Genomic DNA, 19,491 nt, shown 5'->3' with positions numbered 1-19,491 from the left:
CGTTAATACCTCTGTCTTGCCTACTTATTACTCCATCATATTCCTATACTTGTAACATTAAATTCTTCATTCTAATACTTCTTAAGGATTTCCTATTCGTGTTGCAATGCTTGTACTTTTGAAGTACCTGCTATTGATTAAGTGATTTGCTGTTAGCTCTGTATCCTTATTTATTTGTTCTAAATTTCACTCTTCTGATATTGTTTTAGTTGTTTCAATTAAATTAGAGATACATTTTGCTTTTATCCAATTCCAAAACCATTACGGTTTTGATGTGCAAGTATGTAATCCACGTAAAGGAAATGAAAAAGGAAGCGTTGAAAATAAAGTAGGCTATATTAGACAAAATTTCTTTTTAGCATCCCCAGTGATGAAAAGTTATAAGGATTTAACAGAAACACTACGTGTTCAGTTGGAACAAGATAGGCAAAGGTTCCATTATGAGAAAGAAGTAATGATCGAAGATCTTTGACAATGAGGAAAAGACCTATTTATTAGAGCTGCCACTGGATGACTGGTGGTTAGGAGAGAGATTAATAGAAGTAGTAAATTTACTAGTGACACATGATATGAAAAGAATAGACTGGAATGAGTATGATTTATTGGCTCCTTCAGGGGGTAAGCAATAATGAGTGATTCAATCCGTTCAATGTGTAAGTCTTTTTACTTGATAAAAATGCTACCACTTAGAGCGTTGGAAATCAAAAAAGCAATGAAGAATGAACAGTCTGAATGAGAAAACGAAAAATTCCCATAAAAGAACTAAGTTGAGGAGGGTCTTTATTCTTTAGACTCTCCAATTTCCGTATATTGGAGCGGATGTTCAAGACATGGTTTCACAAACTAATAAAACTGTGATTTTATCGTTTTATGATGATGTGATATGTTTTGCGGTTGTGTTTTATGATAAGAATATTTAAACTAAATATATAACAATGGAAGAATCATACATATTAGTGGAGGAACAAAATGAAAGAAAATGTTGCTATATTACACATTTCTGATATTCACTTTGGAATGGAATCAAAAAAAGATATTACAATGAAAGCACATAGAAAAAATTCATTAGATGAAATGATTCTAACTCTGTCTAGGTTGGAACAGGAAGATAAACCAGACATAGTTGTAATCTCTGGAGATATAGCATGGCAAGGAAAAAGTGAAGCATTTGCTTTAGCAAAAGAGTGGATATTACAATTACTATCCGTTGTTGATCTTACTCCTAATGAATTGATTGTATGTCCTGGAAATCACGATATTGATAGAAATAAGACTATAGGTATCAATCCACCACAAAATTCGGCAGAGGCTGATTTATGGTTGAGTATTGAGAATATGGAAAATTTCACTCGCCCATTCTCTGCATTTGAAAGCTTTTGTGAGGATCTAGGTATTCCAAAACTCTCCATTTCAACTCAACAGTCTAATTTAATTGGTCAAAGAGAAATTGAAGGAATAAAATTTATAGTTCTTAATAGTGCGTGGTTTTGTCGTGGCAATCAAGATCGAGGGAAGTTGTGGATTGGTTTGCCCCAGTTGGAATTAATGCAAGCTACAAAGCAGATTTTACATCCTGACGATTTTGACACAGGTATTATATCAATTGGGGTAACGCATCATCCTAAAAGCTGGTTACATGATGAAGAGCAGAATACATACGACCCACGCCCAAGTACTTATAGATACCTATCCCATAGAACTCATTTGATATTATCAGGACACGTCCATGGTGCAATTGAAAATGCTTCAAGGGAATACGACCGATCTTATATTGTAATTGGTGGAGCTGCTTATGGTGGAGGAAGATATAGAAATAACTTTTCAATTTTGAAAATAAATAAGCAAACTCGAGTGGGACTACAAATCCCTTATGAATTTGATCCAAGAAATACCAAATGGGATAAAAAGCAGGAGAAGAAACTTTTTTTAGAAAGTGAGCAGGGAAGGAGGGAAGAAAAGTCAACTACAGTAACTGAAAGTAAACCGAATACTTTAAAGCCTAATTTGTTTTTAAGTCATAGTTCAAAAGATAAAATTTTAGTATATAAATTAGATGGAATTCAGGCATCAAGTATCCGTATCCTTGAAAGTGATTCTAATAAGCGAGGAGATCTTTTTGGGAGGTTAATGGGTGATTTATTTTTGTCGTTAGGATACGAAAATCCAAGGCTGAATATACACAAATCAGGAAGGGAAATTGATGTTGAAGCTACTCATCGTATAGAAAACAGAAAAGTAATAGCAGAATGTAAAGCCACCCAAGATACTATTGGCGGTGCAGATATTAACAAATTTGTAGGTAGCTTGGATGCTGAAAAAAGAAAAGCTTATCCTATTGAAACTATTGGTTATTTTGTATCCCTTTCTGGTTTTAAAGAAACTGCAAAAGAACAAGAAAAAGAATTTAATTTTAGTAGAGTTATTATGTTGGACTGGCGTCAGGTTGTTCAAGTATTAGTTAATGGAAACATTATTATTTCTATGGAAAAAGCTGCAGAACGTGCAGGACGCTGTGCCTTTGAACAGCCGAGTAATTTAGTACTGGAAAAATTTGAATTGTTAGCGCACCCTATGGGCTGGATATGGGCAATGTACTATTCTCAGAATAAAGAAATTACAACTTTTTGCTTAGTGCATGCTGATGGCGAAGTCCTATCACAAAACTTATACGACATTGTTGTTAATGCGGATAAAGAAGTTGGAGGAGAACTTCATACCTTACACAGATTACTTCCTGTAGGTCAATCTTATATAGATCCTGTAAAAATAGAAGAAGCAAAACAAGGATATAATAAATATTTACTTCATGAATGCGGTGATATAAGGTTGGATGGATTACCTGCAGATGGTGAAATCGGTTCACGACGTTTAAACCTTGAAAGTATTTTTGTGCCTCTACATTTAGTTCCTCTTCAAGATTTTTTAAATGGAAAGGAAAATAGTATTAATGACTCCGATTTAAAATCGGTGGATACTCAAGAGGACCTATTAGAGGATGATGATGATTTAGAAAATGAACTTGGTACTTTTGAACAACCCAATAGACTGCCTGTAGGAGAAGTATTAAATAAGTCCTCCAGGTTGACTATCCTTGCGGGACCGGGAGGAGGGAAATCAACCCTACTAAAGCGTTTAGCGATTTCTTACGCCTTTCCAGAACGAAAAAAATTAGTTAATGATCAATTGCCTGATCAAAAATGGTTACCACTATTTATCCGTTGTAGGCAACTTAACATTTCTCCTGCTACATCAATTCTCGATGTACTACTAGATATTCCTCATCGAGCGGAGATTGGTCATTTAGCAGAGGAATTTGGTGCGTTAGTTAATCAAGCCTTACAAAATGGGCAGGCGTTAATCCTAGTAGATGGTCTTGATGAAATTGCTAATGAACGTTTAAGGATCGCTTTTGTTCAACAATTACGTGTTTTCCTTGCTACATATCCTACTGTTAGTATTGTAATTACTTCTCGTAAGGCTGGTTTTAGAATAATTGGCGGAGCGCTGGTTTCTCAATGTAAACACTATGAATTGGCTGACTTCAACCAAGCTGATGTGCGAGAGTTAACTATCTCATGGCATAAGGAGGTAGTAGGAAATAATCTAGATGTTGTTACAGAAGCTGATAGCCTCGCAACATCAATTTGCAATTCATATCGCCTAATGAATCTGGCTAAAAACCCTTTATTGTTAACTACATTGTTATTAGTTAAAAGGTGGGTCGGTCAGCTACCAACAAGAAGAAGTGTCCTTTATGGTAAAGCAATAGAAGTATTATTAATGACATGGAACGTGGAAGGACATGAACCATTAGACCAAGAGGAAGTTATTCCACAATTATCTTTTGTTGCTTATACAATGATGCTAGATGGGGTACAAAGTATATCTTCTAAAAGATTAAGAGACTTACTTATAGCTTCAAGAAGGCAGATGCCAGAAATATTAGGATATACTAAGATGAGCATACAAGAGTTGATTGATCGAGTTGAGTCTAGAAGTAGTCTATTAGTGTTAAGTGGGCATAAAGTTGAAGACGGGACATTATATCCTGTCTATGAATTCCAACATCTTACCTTTCAAGAATATCTAGCTTCTCAAGCTATTGTTCAAGGGTTTTATGCAGATCAAAAAAGTGAGGATACTTTATTAAGTTTATTACAACCTCATTTTAAAGAAGGCTCATGGAAGGAAGTCATAGCACTAGCCGCAGTTCTCTCCGGAAGAAAAGTTCAGCCTGTTGTAAAAGAATTGTTGAGACTAATCTATTTAGCATTTGATGAAAAAAGTGAAAAAGATTCATTCAAGCTTTCAAATTTATTATTACAGTGTGTCTTAGATGAAATACAGGTATCACCAGATTTGTTGAAAGAATGCTTCCGTGCAATTTGTAGAGGTAATGATGAGATTGAAGACCCAGGAATGCCTGAGCAATTGATTAATAGTAAATACAGAGATTTATTTATCGACACAGTTAAAGAGGGTTATTTTTCTTCTACTGATAACATGCTATGCTATGGTTCAATATTAGCTAGCATGGATATTCATAATTTAGTCATTAAGCGTGGCGAAAAAATCACTCTTAATAGTATTGATAGTATTCTAAGTTTTTTACACAGTGAGGATTCTAAAGAGATAAGTATTGGTTTATTAGCTGCAATGGAGAGTTTTTATAATTACTCTGATATGAAAACCGTAGAAAGTTTTAGTGTGATAAAAGAAGATATTATTAAATTGGTTCTTCGTATTATTGATCTCACAAAATCAGAAGATCCTCATATTCAATTTGCGAGTACTTGGTCATTATGTTGGTATTTAGAATATGGACAAGATTTACCAGAAACAGTACTTAGAGATCTTTTGAGACAAATGATTTTATTATGGAAAACAACAAAAAATAGAGATATCAAATATATGATAACTTGGGTNNCGGATATGGAGAATTTTGTATTGGAGACATATGCTAATTGTCGGTGGTTGGGGTCAAGCTTAGAAAACAAAAATATAAAGACTGCATGTTTTGTTTTAGGTTTTTACAGCAACAATGACTATCTAATGACTGAGTGTATAAATGACAATCATGAATATGATAAAAAAGAAGAGTTTAATAAGAACCCAATATCTGATATTGAGAACATGTTAAAATTATATAAATTAAAACAAGTTAAGTAGGTTAATAGTTTAGTTAAAAGACATCCAAACTAGTTGGATGTCTTTTTATAAGTATACGTGCCCATTCCTAGTGGTACTTAACTGATGATGGTTTTGTGCTTATGATTGAATCTTAATGTATTTTGTAAGCTTACTGTGGAGTAGCTTTGTTTGTGGTTGGTTTTACAGAAACCACTCTCATCCACAAACTAAAAATTGGAAATTTTACGATAAGATGCAAATAAAAGGTAAGTTTTTGTGTGATAAATCGATAAAACATATAGTGAAATACTGTTTAATCCAAATAAGGATTCCCGACAAGAGGTGCATCCTTTACATGATTTAGAGGGAGTGATATCTCTGCTTTACTATTAATCTTGTTTCTTTTAATAAAATGTTCGTAATTAATTTGTGATATCAAGTCAAGAGCAAGAACTCTATTCTTGTATACATATGTGGGAATATGGTGTTACGTTTTGTTGTTCAAACACTTATAATTGTAGGCAATGATAACTTTTTTGACGAACTGCGAAATTGGGTGCGAGAGTTGATATTTAACGGTAAAATGTAGCTAGTATCTATAAAGGGGCTGTATATCGTAAAAAGGCTCAAGTTGCTCCATATAGGTTCAAAAGAGATACGTAAAAAATAATTTAGATAAATGAGGTAAGAACAATGATTAACTTCCAAGACAAAGTAAGCTTCATCTGGTCAATCGCAGAGATTTTACGTGGACCATATAAACCAGAAGACTACAGTAAAATCGTTTTACCATTAGCAGTATTACGGCGTTTTGACTGCGTATTAGAGAGCACAAAAGAAGAAGTATTAGCAAAGGCAGGGCAGTTTGCTGCAATGAATGAAGAGGCTCGTGAACCAATTTTAAATCGTGTGTCAAAGCAAAACTTCCACAACACAAGTAAATATGATTTCAACAAGCTATTAACAGATTCAGATAACATTGCTGATAACTTACGTGACTATATAAATGGTTTCTCAAAAGTGGCTCGTGATATTATGGATCACTTCGACTTTGATCGCCAAATCGATAAGCTCGATCAAACCAACTTATTATACATAACGATGAAACGCTTCAGTGAAATCGACTTACATCCAGAAACAGTTTCAAACATTGCTTACCATCTTTGACGGGAGGGGAACAATTTATACGTTATTTCTCTGAGTCTTGCTTATTTGGTTCTGTCTTTATATCAAAAGATAATTGGATGCCATGCGTAATTCTTGCAGCTGTAGCTGATTTGTTTTTACGAGGTCCAATTATCACCTTTGTTTCATATCCGGGAATTTGAAGCTTTTGTATAATCTTGTTCATACTTTTGTTCCTGAAAGTGGATGAACAAACTAATGATAGTTAGAGATACCAAGTGATTCACAAGGCTCTAGGCATGATTTCATCCAGTCTGTATTTGTCTTCTTTTTCTTGTCCTCCACTCTTGGAGTCCTCCTTTCCTGTTAAAATAAATGCTCTTGGCCTCAAGCGTTAATCATCTTACTTTTAAGAAATTAATATTTTTATAGGTCCAAGGAACTATTTTTGATATGGTAAAATATATAAGACACAAAATATGCTTTTCCAAGAAAGCTCATATCTTATTTCATAAAAGAAGTAGTATAATTAGACTGGAATTTATTTAGGAGGAAAATCATGATTACAGGTGAAATTAAAAATAAAATCGATGGGATTTGGACAACGCTTTGGACAGAGGGGAATACAAATCCATTAACAAATATTGAGCAACTAACTTATTTGCTTTTCATTAAAGGGTTAGATGAAAGTGAATTGCGTAAAGAAAAGGATGCGGCTTTCCTAGGATTAGAACATACAGGGATCTTTTCTGAAATGCCAGCTGATTTTACAAATATACAAAAAGAGCATTGGTCCAAAATGCGATGGACTCAATTTAAACAACTTCCTGCTGAAGAGATGCATCAAGTAATGGTATCGACCATCTTTCCATTTATTAAAACTTTAGGCGGCAAAGAAGATTCTTCGTTCTCTAAATATATGAAAGACGCTTCGTTTATGATTAATAAACCAGCAACGCTTCAAAAGGTTGTCACTTCACTTGATAGTATTCCAATGGAAGATCGTGATACACAAGGGGACATCTACGAGTATTTATTATCAAAGTTACAAACGTCAGGTACAAATGGTCAGTTCAGAACTCCACGCCATATCATTAATATGATTGTGGAATTAATGAAGCCTACACCTGAAGATTCAATTATTGATCCTGCAATGGGATCAGCGGGTTTCTTAGTATCAGCAAGTGAATACTTACGTAAAAACCACAGTAATTTATTTCTTGTAGAGGGATTAAAAAATCATTTCCACAAAGATATGTTCTATGGAAATGATATGGATACAACGATGCTAAGAATTGGTGCAATGAATATGATGCTACATGGTGTTGAATCTCCAAACATCGAATATCGTGATTCGTTATCGGAAGACAATAAAGAGGTGGAAAAATATACATTAGTATTAGCCAATCCACCTTTTAAAGGCTCACTTGATTATGAATCTGTATCAAATGACTTATTAAAAATTGCAAAAACAAAGAAGACGGAATTGCTGTTCTTATCCTTATTCCTACGTATCCTAAAACCGGGTGGAAGAGCAGCAGTCATCGTTCCAGATGGCGTATTATTCGGTAGCTCTAATGCTCACAGAGCCATCCGGAAAGAAATTATCGACAACAACAAACTAGAAGCCATCATATCTATGCCAAGTGGTGTATTTAAACCATACGCAGGAGTATCAACAGGAATTATGGTCTTCACCAAAACTGGCACGGGTGGCACGGAAAACGTATGGTTTTACGATATGAAAGCGGATGGATATTCACTAGATGATAAACGGACACCAATAGGAGCAAACGATATTCCAGATATTATTGCGCGTTTTGGGAATTTACAAGGTGAAATAGAACGTAAACGAACAGAACAATCATTCTTTGTACCGGTCCATGAGATTCATGAGCAGGGATATGACTTATCAATTAATAAGTATAAAGAGATTGAGTATGAGGAAAAGGAGTATAAAACTCCGGTGGAATTAATCAAACAAATAAAATTAAACGAAAATGAAATTATTGAAGGGTTAGAAAAATTAGAGGTGCTTTTAAATGAAAAATAATATTGTGCCTTTGCTTTCGGTGTGTGACTTTAAAGGAGGGAGCCAACCTCCTAAAAGTGAATGGATTAAAGAACCAAAAAACGGTTATGTTCGGATGTTACAAATTCGTGATTTCACACAGGGGAATGCTGAAATTGAGTATGTAAAGATAAAAGAAAAGATGAATTTTTGCTCAGAAAAAGATATTTTAATTGCGAGATACGGTGCTTCTATTGGAAAAATTGTTACTGGATTGTCTGGCACATATAATGTTGCTTTAATTAAAGCTATTCCAGATGAAAGTAAGTTATCAAAGAAGTATTTATATTATTTTCTTAAATCCAAAACATTTCAGAATTTTGTTCAAAATGTTGGTAGCAGAGCCGCTCAAGCTGGTTTTAATAAAGAGGATCTAAAAAGTGTAGATATTTATCTTCCAACTTTATCTGAACAGGAAAAGATTGTTGAGCTATTAGAATTAACAAATGACAATATAAGTAAACGGAAATCTCAAATCGCAGCGTTAGATGAATTAACCCAAAGTGTGTATTTAGAGATGTTTGGGGATTCATTTACAAATGACAAAAATTATCCTACCCAATTGCTTAGTGATATTGCTTCAATAGGGTCTAGCAAACGAGTTTTTGTAAAAGAATTAGTGGATGAAGGCATTCCTTTTTATAGAGGTACTGAAGTTGGATCATTAGCACTAGGAGAAGATATTTCACCAACACTCTTTATAACTGAGGAACATTATATTAATTTAAAAGAATCAAGTGGTGTACCAGTGATTGGCGATTTGTTAATGCCATCAATCTGTCCAGACGGTAGGATTTGGAGGGTACAAGATAATAAACCATTTTATTTTAAAGATGGTCGAGTACTATGGATTCATTTTACAACTAATGATGTCAACACTCTGTTTATTCAATATGCTTTAAAGGACAAATTAATTAGAGATTATTCAAATATTGCTTCTGGAACAACATTTGCTGAGTTGAAGATATTTTCTTTAAAGAACGTGAAAATAATGATTCCACCATTAGATTTACAAAATAAATTCGAGTCTATTGTAAATAAAATTGATGATCAGAAAAAAATAATGGCAGTAAGTCTACAAGGGATGAAGGATAACTATAATTCCCTACTCCAAAAAGCCTTCAAAGGAGAATTGTTCCAAGAGTAGTTGAATGAATCTTTCCCGCAAAGGAGTTGATGTGATGTCGAATTTTGGATTTTTGCAGGAGAAGCAAGCGTTTAGTAGTTTTGCAAATGCTTGCATGGAAGCAGAAAAGGCAATGCAAGTTAGTCCAGCTACGTGTGCGATTTTATCGCGCCGTGCGCTGGAGTTATCGGTGAAGTGGGTGTATCAGTTTGACCAAGATGTCAAAATCCCATATCAAGATAATTTATCAAGCTTGATTCATGATCGACATTTCCTTGCCATTATTGATGAAGAATTGTTGCCGATGATGAAATATATTGTAAAGCTAGGAAATGCAGCTGTGCATACAAATGTTGCAATTACACGAGATGAAGCGGTTTTGTCGTTACATAATTTACACCAATTTATTTCGTGGATTGATTATTGTTATGCAGAGGAATATACAGCACCAGATTTTAATGAAACTCTTCTTTATACATCAGAGTATAAGCGTGAACGACCTGAAGAACTTCATGATTTATATGAAAAGCTAAGTGCCAAAGACCAGAGTCTAGACGAGTTGCGTAAGCTAAATGAAGAACTTCGTAAGCAGTTAACAGCGAACCGAGTTAAGCAACAGGAAGAGTATCATTTCCAAGTCGATGAAATATCAGAGTTTGAAACACGGAAACGCTATATTGACTTAGACTTGAAATTAGCAGGGTGGGAAATAGGTAAAAATGTGCTTGAGGAATATCCAGTGCAAGGAATGCCAAATAACACGGGGGAAGGCTTTGTTGACTATGTGTTACTTGGAACAAACGGTAAAGTGTTAGCAGTTGTCGAAGCAAAACGTACTTCAAGAGATGCGAAAGTCGGTCGTCAGCAAGCTAAGCTGTATGCAGATTGCATCGAACAAGCCCAGCAAATTCGACCAGTTGTTTACTATACGAATGGCTTTGAAACCCATATTTGGCATGATGAATATCCTGCTCGCAGTACATCTGGATTTTATACTCAAGATGAATTACAACTTATCATTGATCGCCGAAAGTTGAAGATACCATTAGTCAATATTGAAATTAATGATGACATAACTAATCGATATTATCAAAAGGAAGCAATATTGGCTGTTTGTGATGCGTTCAGTCATAACGGGCGTAAAGCATTACTCGTCATGGCAACAGGAAGTGGGAAAACTCGTACTGCCATTTCATTAGTAGATGTATTAACGAGAAATCATTGGATTAAAAATGTCTTATTTTTAGCGGATCGTAAGTCACTTGTTAAGCAAGCATTCCGTAACTTTAACACGCTCTTACCAAATTTGTCTTTAAGTAATATGCTTGAGAAAAAGTCGAATCCAGAGGATGCGAGGATGGTCTTTTCAACGTATCCAACGATGATGAACTCGATTGATGAAGTGAAAAGTAAAGATGGTAACCGTTTATTTACGGTCGGTCATTTCGATTTAATCATTATCGATGAATCTCACCGTTCGATTTATCAAAAGTATAAAAGTATTTTTGACTATTTTGATGGAATGCTTGTTGGGTTAACCGCAACACCGAAGGATGAACTGGATAAAAATACGTATACGATTTTTGATTTAGAAAACGGCGTACCTACTTTTGCCTATGAGCTGTCAAAAGCCGTAGAAGACGAGTATTTAGTTGATTATCGCACACGCGAGACAACATTGAAGATTTTAGATGATGGGATTCGCTATGATGATCTATCAAAAGAAGAACAAGAAGAATTTGATGAAATTTTTGAAGATGAGCCACTAGTAAAAAATATCGACAGTGCTGCGATAAATCAATTTGTCTTTAATAAAAATACAATTGATCACGTTTTGCAAGATGTTATGGAACATGGCATTAAGGTAGAAGGTGGCGATAAACTAGGAAAGACAATTATCTTTGCGAAAAATCATAAGCACGCCCTAGCCATTAAAGAGCGTTTCGATTTGAAATTTCCTGAATACGGTGGCAGCTTTGCAGAAGTTATTGATTACAGCGTGGAATATTACCAAACATTGATTGATGACTTTTCAGATAAAAATAAAATGCCACAAATAGCGATTTCGGTTGATATGCTAGATACAGGAATTGATGTACCAGAAGTTGTGAATCTCGTTTTCTTCAAAAAAGTTCGTTCTAAAACGAAATTCTGGCAAATGATTGGTCGCGGAACACGTTTATGTGAGGATTTATTTGGTCCGGGAATGGATAAAGAGTATTTCTTGATTTTTGATTATTTGCGAAACTTCGAGTACTTTCGGGCCAATGAAAAAGGAGAAGAATCAAAAGTCACACAAACACTTACAGAAAAGTTGTTTAACTCAAAGGTTGATATTGTTCGTGAGTTGCAAGATGTACAGTATCAAGTGCAGCCATATTCTAAATACCGTCAGCAGCTATTAAAAGAAATCTTGGCTGATATACGCGCATTAAACGATGAAAACTTCCGGGTGCGTCAATATTTGCAATACGTGCATAAGTATCAAAACGGAGACAACTGGCAAGCATTATCTGTTGTTCAGACTAACGAAGTAAAAGAAAATATTTCACCGTTAATAGCACCAATTGATGATGATGAATTAGCCAAGCGTTTTGACTTATTAATGTTAACAATAGAATTGGCACAATTGCAGTCAAACAATGCAACTAAATCTATTCGTCGAGTTGTCGATACAGCAGAGGCACTTTCTAAATTAGGAACAATTCCAGCAGTAGAAGCACAAAAAGAAATCATTGATGAAGTGCGAACAAGTGAGTTTTGGAAAGAAGCATCAATAGCGGATTTAGAAAAAGTACGTGATGCCTTGCGTGATTTAATTCGCTACATTGAGCGTACCCAACAAAAAATTTATTACACCGATTTTAAAGATGAAGTAATGGAAGTAAGAGAAAACGAATCGATTTTAAATGTGAATGATCTTCAAAGCTATCGCAAAAAAGTGGAACACTATTTAAAAGAGCATCAACATGAAGACACATTAGCAATCTATAAACTTCGTAATAATAAGCCACTAACTAAACAAGATGTTGAGTATTTAGAGCAAATCCTATGGAATGAACTAGGCTCTAAAGAACAGTATGAAAAAGATTTTGGTGATACACCAATAACAAAACTTGTTCGGAAAATTGTTGGACTAGACCGAAAAGCAGCTGTTGAAGCTTTCTCTAGATTCCTATCAGAAGAGAACCTAAATCTACAACAAACTCAATTTGTCAAATTAATTATTGATTATGTAGTGAAAAACGGAACTCTTGAGCGTCAAGCATTACAACAGGATCCTTTTACAACATTAGGTGGAATAACAGTCGTGTTTAAAGACCAACTGCCAAAAGCAAAAGGGATTTTGGATATTATTGATATGATTAATCGTAATGCCGAGGGGATTTCTTGAGTAGTAACCCCCTAAGTTACTGATTAAAGATAGAGTGTGAATATTATAATACCACACTATCTTTTATATTAAGTTTTACAAAAAGTGAAAGATGTGGAAAGTAGCGCATAGTACGAATGGGGCAATATTTACAAAAGCATACAACTAACACAGAAAACTCAATCTATAATTACCGTTTTTGTTAAGACACCTTTGATATGTTTATTAGGGGTGTCTATTTTTATCTTAGAAAAGTAAAACTTATTACATATAGCAACACTCTAAATTAAAATTATTTTGTATACAATTGGCAGGTGGAAGGATGAAGCACATTATGAGAGACCCCAATAGAATTAAGAGAATATTAACCCTGCTCCAGCAGATATGGGAACAGCAATCCGATGTAAGATTCAACCAGCTTCTTTCAAATTTACAGAGCCTCTATTCTCAAGAGAATAACAGTTTTGGCCGTAAAGAAGTATACACCAAAAACTTTATTGATCTAGAGAAAACATCATACCTAGACTTTTTCTACCTTGAGGATGATAAGTGGGAGGAATTTCTGACTTCATATTGGTCAAGCATTGAAAAAGAAATAATGCTACGAAGAGAAGAAATTGATGAAAATCAAATTGATGAAGTAATAGGGCTATTCATTGAAGCGGGGATTGAGAATGAGCAGATTACGAATCTCTTTAAAGAAAACCTAAAAGCGTTTTTTGTTAAAGAAAGTAGATGGTTAACGGTTGAAGCAATAGTAAATCTGATTCGAAACTTTTCACAAAATGAGAGACAAGAACTTTTTGAAAAGGTAAAGCGGTATATCTGATTAGTAATTACGGTAATGTATTGAATAATACAAAATAAAAAACAGAAGGCGTTTTTTATCTCCTTCTGTTTTTGACATACAGATTGCACTAACAATATCATGATTGCCAGATTTCAATAAAATTAAACGGAACCGCCGAACGTTTTTTATATGTGTATGGTTATTAATGGTATAATATTCCTGTAAAATAAAATGAAAATTGTATTTAAAGAAATGAATAAACAACCTTAGTTTAGACTTTGAGCCAATGGATGATTTCGGCGCTGATGAGTTAGAAAAGAGACATAAATTGCTCTATGATATATTTGGATGTAAATAATTACAAATTAATAAGAACGTCGTAAAATAGGGAATATAATAAGTTATAAGAATGGTGATTAATTTTGGATCTAGAAGTTATTCTTAGTGAGTTACAAACACAAATTTCTGAAAAGAACGTGAATTTTTTAATTGGATCGGGTGCATCTGTACCTTTTTTTCCTTCACTTGGTAACATAGAGAAAGTATTAACAGAAAGAGAGTGCAGTAACTCCGTTCGCCAATTGATTTATTTACACTACTTTAATAATGTAATTGAGAAAAATTACGATTTAATAGATGACTCTGTTCAATGTGAATACCTTGTTACAAGTAATTATAGAAGGTTTATCAGAGGATTAGTGAACGCTATGAATTATAGAAATTCAAGGCTATCTCCTAAACGAGCAAATATTTTTACAACTAATTACGATATGTTCTTTGAAAGAGCTATTGATTATGAACAGAGGAACAATTCATCAATAATACTTAATGATGGTGGAAATGGATACCTTTTTAGAACGTTGAGTTCGGAAAATTTCCACAAAACTGTTTCGCGTAATGGTGTATTTGATAATTATCATAAGGAACTACCTACTATTAATTTGATTAAATGTCATGGTTCAGTAAATTGGGTTAATCAAATGTCAGGAAGTCAAGAAGTGATAGAAATTAGAAATGACTTAAAATTATTGGAGATAATCAGGAACGCTGCTAATAAGATAACTTTAGAAGAGAAAGATAAGAATTGTATAGTTGATTTTCTCTGGGAAGATGAAAATGATGAGAGTTTAGATCTAAAGATCCATGAAATTGCTGAGATGAATTGGGGAACGCTGGAATCATTTTTTAATGAATATAAAAAGCTTATGATTATTAATCCGGAAAAAAGCAAATTTAAAAATACTGTACTGGATGAGTATTATTATAGTATGTTGCGGTTGTTAAGTTATGAGTTGGAAAAGCCCCAGACTGTTCTAATAGTTTTTGGCTTTTCATTTGCAGATGAACATATCAGGAATTTAATTAAGAGGTCTTTTCATAATCCGGAATTACGAATTTATATATTTGTATATAAACGCGGTTCAGGTAATGGGATTACTCAGTTGTTAAATTGTGAATATCAAAAAAATGTTGTAATTATTGAGCCTACTGAAGATATGCCTCCAATAGATTTGTCGCAATTAAATAAACTACTATTTGGAGGTTAAGAGAATGACAATGCCACTTGAGGTAGGAAGTGTTATTGAAGTTAGGGGAACTAGGGTAAAAGTTCAAGTATATAAAGAGATGAATCATTCATCTTTTATTTTTCAAGGTGAAGTAATAAGTAATATTTCGGTAAATGGATTTGTTATTATCAAAAAAGGATTTTTTGATTTGGTTGGGAAAATTGATGCTGAATATATTGAGGATTTATTAAATAGTAAGAAGAGCCAAGAAAAAGATTATCGATATAACAAAGGTACAATTTCTAGAATACTCGAAGTGCAAATTCTAGGATTCTTGGAAAAAAGGTCGTTTTATAGCGGAGTAAAACAGTTACCTATGATTGGCAACCTTGCCTATATACCTACTAAGCAAGAAATCTTAGATATATATTCAGGAATTAAGTCAGATATTTCTGTAGGTAGTGGAATTAATATTACAATAGGTCAATCAATATACGAAGATATTCCAGTGTCGTTTTCCATTAATTCTTTTTTTTCCTCGCATATAGGGATTTTAGGTAATACTGGAAGTGGAAAATCGAATACTTTGGCTAAGTTGTTCTATGAGTTAATTAATACTGTTGGTTCTGAAAAATTAAGAGATAAAAGTTCATTTCACCTCATTGATTTTAATGGTGAGTATGCGCATAAAGATGTTTTTGGATTAGGTGAATCGGAATTAAAGATAATTGATCTAAGTAACAATGACGAGGATAGAAAAGATAAATTAAGAATTACTTCTAGCTATTTTTATACCGCAGAGGTACTCTCTGTATTATTTAGTGCTAAAGAACAGACTCAAAAACCCTTTATAAAAAGGCTTTTAAAAAGAATGAGTTTCGCTAAAGAGAATGGTTGGGGTTTGAAAAATTATTTACCTAATTTATTTGCGAAATCTCTTGTCCATCCGACAAAAGAGATTTTTGAATTTATCAAAGAAGTAATTGAATATTTATCAATTGAATGGAATAGCCAAGAACATGAAGGTTTTCTTCAAAAGATAAAATCAATTCAATGGCACACTAAAAATAATAAATATTTTATTGGGTCGTGTTATTTCGATACAGTCGATGATATTAAGAATACCTACAGTGATGGATCGGGATATGATTATTTAGTTCAATGGTGTACTGAAATAGACGATAGGGGTATTGGATGGTGTGATGAATTTATATTAAATTCCAAGCTACAGTTAGCAAATGATTTGTTAAACCGTTATGCGCAGTTTGATCATATAAATCCTTTAATTCATAGGATTGAATCAAAAGTTAAGGAACTAGAACAAATTATAGAAATTATTGAAGAGGATAGAGATGAACATACTCCTATTATGACAATATACTCATTTAGGGATTGTAATTCTGATATTAAGAAAGTCATCCCCTCGTTGATTGCCAAAATGCTTTTTGATAATCATAAGAAGCAAACTAAACAAGAAAAAATTGATAAAACGGTGCATCTAATTATTGATGAGGCACATAATATCCTTTCTAATCAGATAATGAGTGAAGGAAAAGGTTGGCAAAATTATCGTTTAGAATTATTTGAAGAAATCATAAAAGAAGGCAGGAAATTTGGTTTCTTTCTTACTATATGTAGCCAACGACCATTTGATATATCACCCACAATTATTTCACAAATTCACAATTATTTCATTCATAGGCTAGTTAATAATAAGGATTTAGAAATGATTGATAATACTATCCCAACCCTAGATAGAGTCTCAAAGGCAGCAATCCCTTCTCTCGCAAGTGGAACTTGTATAGTATCTGGAACAGCATTAACTATGCCTGTATTTATTCAAGTAGATCGTTTGCAAGAAGTAAAAAATAGGCCGAGAAGTGAGAATGTAAATCTTTGCACACTTTGGGAAGTAAATTAGAAATGCGAAATATGAGTTAGAAAAATAACTGTAATTTTAAAAGAAAAAGATAAATATAGCTGGGGAAGAGACATATGCATGAGCAATTAGAATTAGATTTGTTATTCAACAAAATAATAAATAATTATAAAAGTTTAAGCGATAATGAATTAACAAGGCTAGTCCAATTAATTAACTATAAGTATTCGGGTAATGATCTTATTTTAAGTCAATTATCAAAAGTCGAATTGATTAGCTGCCTTGATGCCATTACTCGTGCTACATACGAGTTAACAAAGAGGAAAGGACTGTTTGACACATCATCAAAACATTACATACTATCCAATCTTGCAAAAGTGAGAGTTGGGTTAGAATCTTCCTCACGCAAAAAAATCTTTGCTAAGAACAATTTATTTATTGAGAATGAAATTGACTATAGAGGGACATATATCTCATTTAAGTTTTTTAATTTAGATGCAAAACCTATACTTCTCTTAAAACATGCTTATGGTTACGGTAGTATTACAAACTGGATAGAAAAAATATTGAAAGAAATAGAAGAAAATTATCTAACTAATATCGGATACAATATAATTCATGACAATATCTCTATCTACTATAGAGATATAAAGATTAACGGTATGGATCCAATGTGCGACAAAGTGATAGTTGAAGAGGGTCTTAAAAACCCACAATGGGAATCTATAGATCCTCATTGGTTTGAAGAGATATGGGCATCTGTAAGTATGGATCCTCCTGCAGCAGATCCTATATTCATACAAAAAAAACACCCCTATACTGCATATAAAAAAGTTAAAGAAATTCTGAATACTGCCCATAAGGAAATTGAACTAATTGATCCTTATATTGATGGGACGCTGTTTCCATTAATAGAAGAATTAGATTACAAGGTAACAGTTCGTGTTATCACTGAAAAGTTTCAAGGGGATTCAAAAATATTGTACGAAAAGTTTAAAAAGGAGCGTAGTAATATAGAAATTAAAATTCATAAGGGAAATCACGATAGATATGTAATTATTGATAGAAAGTATGTATATTTATTCGGCTCTTCAATTAATTCAATTGGTAATAAATCTACGACGATTGTTCCAATAGAAAATGAAACTGTGAAGAGTAGGATTATTGAGTATTTTGATGTCTCATGGAATAAAGAAGAAGCAAATGAATGAGCAAAAAAGTGCTTCCTTGTATAAAGAAAAACGACTCTCTTTAATGAAATTATATATGTTTGGTGGTTATATCTTTTTACTATAATTATTTTATCAGAACATATTTTTTAGGATGGAATTTCATAATGCATTGAAATAATACATCAGGGTATATTACCAAAACTTTACTAATGGGGTTTGGATATTACCGGAGAGACTAATACTAGATAAGATGGTAGGGATTAACGATTAGAAAAGTCGTATTAATTAGAAGTTAATCATTCTCATAAGTTATCTGTTTGATAAAAAACACCAATGGAACTATTCTCATAGATTATTGAGGAGCAGATATATTTTATCTACTCACTATAGTGAATTTTACCAACTAGTCTAGTTCTCCAGAAGACAGAATGTAATAGTTAATGTTATGGAAGAAAGATTCTATCATCTGAAATTGCAGAATTACTTAACGTTCCTAGTACAATATATTTCATTGATTACTGGAACTTTTAAGATGCCAAGGTTCAAATCGTGCTGCCCCAATGGCAGTCTTTTTGTTATTTGAAACATGATACAAATATATTTGATATATCAGGGATAATAATTTAGTATATGAGTCTCGATGAAGGAAAGGAGTCAATAAATGTTTCCGCAACTTTTGTTTGTTTATATTAAAGAACTAAGAAAATGTTTTAATCAACAGGAGTTTAGTTTTACAAATGATTTTGATATCACTTTTAATGAAGGTAGATTACTAATCAACAAAAAAAGAAATCCTTACAACGACTTATGGGGGGAGAAAATCAGTAACATCAATTTGATAGTTGGTAAGAATGGTTCAGGTAAATCAACTTTACTAGATCTTTTAGGGTCTACTAATAGCAGTAGATTGAATTCACTTAAAAAATCAAAGGTAGAAAAAGATGAAATTAGGAACTTTGAAGAGTGGTTTGCTGTGTACCATATAGAAAAGGATATTTTTGTTATTGAAGGTAATAATCCCAATTTGTTAAAAAATCTAAAACAAGTTCCTGAATTAACAAGTGATGAATATAGTTTGTGTGTTAAATATGATTTTTCAGAAAAAGTAGCGAAATATTACACTTACATTCAGCTAAATGAATATACTAGGGGACGAGAATCTTATAGTTTGGATAGAAAGATGCTCTCTCTTTACATGTCTAATGGCGTTAATAGGGATTGGTTTTTAGGTAATAAAATAAGAGATGAACAAGATCATTATGTGGGATTTAAAAGGCGGTATTTAAATAAACCTCTGTATTCAAATATATATAAATT

The 19,491-nt window shown here is 33.2% G+C and carries 9 protein-coding genes and 2 pseudogenes; 10 read left to right on the top strand and 1 reads right to left on the bottom strand.

The window, feature by feature from the left end; all coding sequences use genetic code 11:
- Window positions 1-969: 969 nt before the first annotated feature.
- Together V7122_RS25200 and V7122_RS25195 are read left to right on the top strand one after the other, a co-directional pair.
- Window positions 970-5,169, top strand: coding sequence for a metallophosphoesterase (locus tag V7122_RS25200; protein WP_335529970.1), 4,200 nt, complete (start codon window positions 970-972; stop codon window positions 5,167-5,169).
- Between the two features lie 654 nt (window positions 5,170-5,823).
- Window positions 5,824-6,282, top strand: a pseudogene (locus tag V7122_RS25195) (type I restriction-modification system subunit M N-terminal domain-containing protein); the annotation flags it as partial.
- Between the two features lie 37 nt (window positions 6,283-6,319).
- Here the strand turns inward: V7122_RS25195 and V7122_RS25190 are convergent.
- On the bottom strand, window positions 6,320-6,481 hold the full coding sequence (locus tag V7122_RS25190; protein ID WP_335529967.1) for a hypothetical protein: 162 nt from the start codon (window positions 6,479-6,481) through the stop codon (window positions 6,320-6,322).
- A 333-nt stretch (window positions 6,482-6,814) separates the two neighbouring features.
- On the opposite strand from V7122_RS25190, the gene V7122_RS25185 reads away from it, so the two are divergent.
- From V7122_RS25185 to V7122_RS25150, 8 genes and pseudogenes are all read left to right on the top strand, one after another.
- Window positions 6,815-8,308 (top strand): type I restriction-modification system subunit M, encoded by a 1,494-nt coding sequence (locus V7122_RS25185; RefSeq protein ID WP_335529965.1) that lies wholly within the window; start codon window positions 6,815-6,817, stop codon window positions 8,306-8,308.
- Window positions 8,298-9,473: a restriction endonuclease subunit S gene (locus V7122_RS25180; RefSeq protein WP_335529962.1), complete on the top strand. Its 1,176-nt coding sequence runs from the start codon at window positions 8,298-8,300 to the stop codon at window positions 9,471-9,473. Before V7122_RS25185 ends, V7122_RS25180 begins: the two co-directional genes overlap by 11 nt.
- A 34-nt stretch (window positions 9,474-9,507) precedes the next feature.
- Complete coding sequence (locus tag V7122_RS25175) at window positions 9,508-12,846, top strand: DEAD/DEAH box helicase family protein (protein ID WP_335529959.1); 3,339 nt, start codon at window positions 9,508-9,510, stop codon at window positions 12,844-12,846.
- Between the two features lie 301 nt (window positions 12,847-13,147).
- The gene (locus tag V7122_RS25170) at window positions 13,148-13,654 is read left to right on the top strand and encodes a hypothetical protein (RefSeq protein WP_335529956.1); all 507 of its coding nucleotides are present in this window, start codon (window positions 13,148-13,150) and stop codon (window positions 13,652-13,654) included.
- A gap of 383 nt (window positions 13,655-14,037) precedes the next feature.
- Window positions 14,038-15,162: an SIR2 family protein gene (locus V7122_RS25165; RefSeq protein ID WP_335529954.1), complete on the top strand. Its 1,125-nt coding sequence runs from the start codon at window positions 14,038-14,040 to the stop codon at window positions 15,160-15,162.
- A gap of 4 nt (window positions 15,163-15,166) precedes the next feature.
- Window positions 15,167-17,044 carry an ATP-binding protein gene (locus V7122_RS25160; protein ID WP_335529951.1) on the top strand — a complete coding sequence of 626 codons (1,878 nt, stop codon included), beginning with the start codon at window positions 15,167-15,169 and terminating at the stop codon, window positions 17,042-17,044.
- A 74-nt stretch (window positions 17,045-17,118) separates the two neighbouring features.
- Complete coding sequence (locus V7122_RS25155) at window positions 17,119-18,213, top strand: hypothetical protein (protein WP_335529948.1); 1,095 nt, start codon at window positions 17,119-17,121, stop codon at window positions 18,211-18,213.
- A gap of 622 nt (window positions 18,214-18,835) precedes the next feature.
- Window positions 18,836-19,491 (top strand): annotated as a pseudogene (locus V7122_RS25150) (hypothetical protein); the annotation flags it as partial.

This window comes from Bacillus sp. JJ1532, assembly GCF_036965085.1.
Lineage (GTDB): Bacteria > Bacillota > Bacilli > Bacillales > Cytobacillaceae > Cytobacillus.
This window is presented reverse-complemented; position numbering and strand designations above follow the sequence as displayed.

What these genes read in the sequence shown, in the direction of transcription:
- V7122_RS25190 (WP_335529967.1), bottom strand. Translation starts at nt 6,481, where the DNA reads ATGAACAAGATTATACAAAAGCTTCAAATTCCCGGATATGAAACAAAG.
- V7122_RS25185 (WP_335529965.1), top strand. Translation starts at nt 6,815, where the DNA reads ATGATTACAGGTGAAATTAAAAATAAAATCGATGGGATTTGGACAACG.
- V7122_RS25180 (WP_335529962.1), top strand. Translation starts at nt 8,298, where the DNA reads ATGAAAAATAATATTGTGCCTTTGCTTTCGGTGTGTGACTTTAAAGGA.
- V7122_RS25175 (WP_335529959.1), top strand. Translation starts at nt 9,508, where the DNA reads ATGTCGAATTTTGGATTTTTGCAGGAGAAGCAAGCGTTTAGTAGTTTT.
- V7122_RS25170 (WP_335529956.1), top strand. Translation starts at nt 13,148, where the DNA reads ATGAAGCACATTATGAGAGACCCCAATAGAATTAAGAGAATATTAACC.
- V7122_RS25160 (WP_335529951.1), top strand. Translation starts at nt 15,167, where the DNA reads ATGACAATGCCACTTGAGGTAGGAAGTGTTATTGAAGTTAGGGGAACT.
- V7122_RS25155 (WP_335529948.1), top strand. Translation starts at nt 17,119, where the DNA reads ATGCATGAGCAATTAGAATTAGATTTGTTATTCAACAAAATAATAAAT.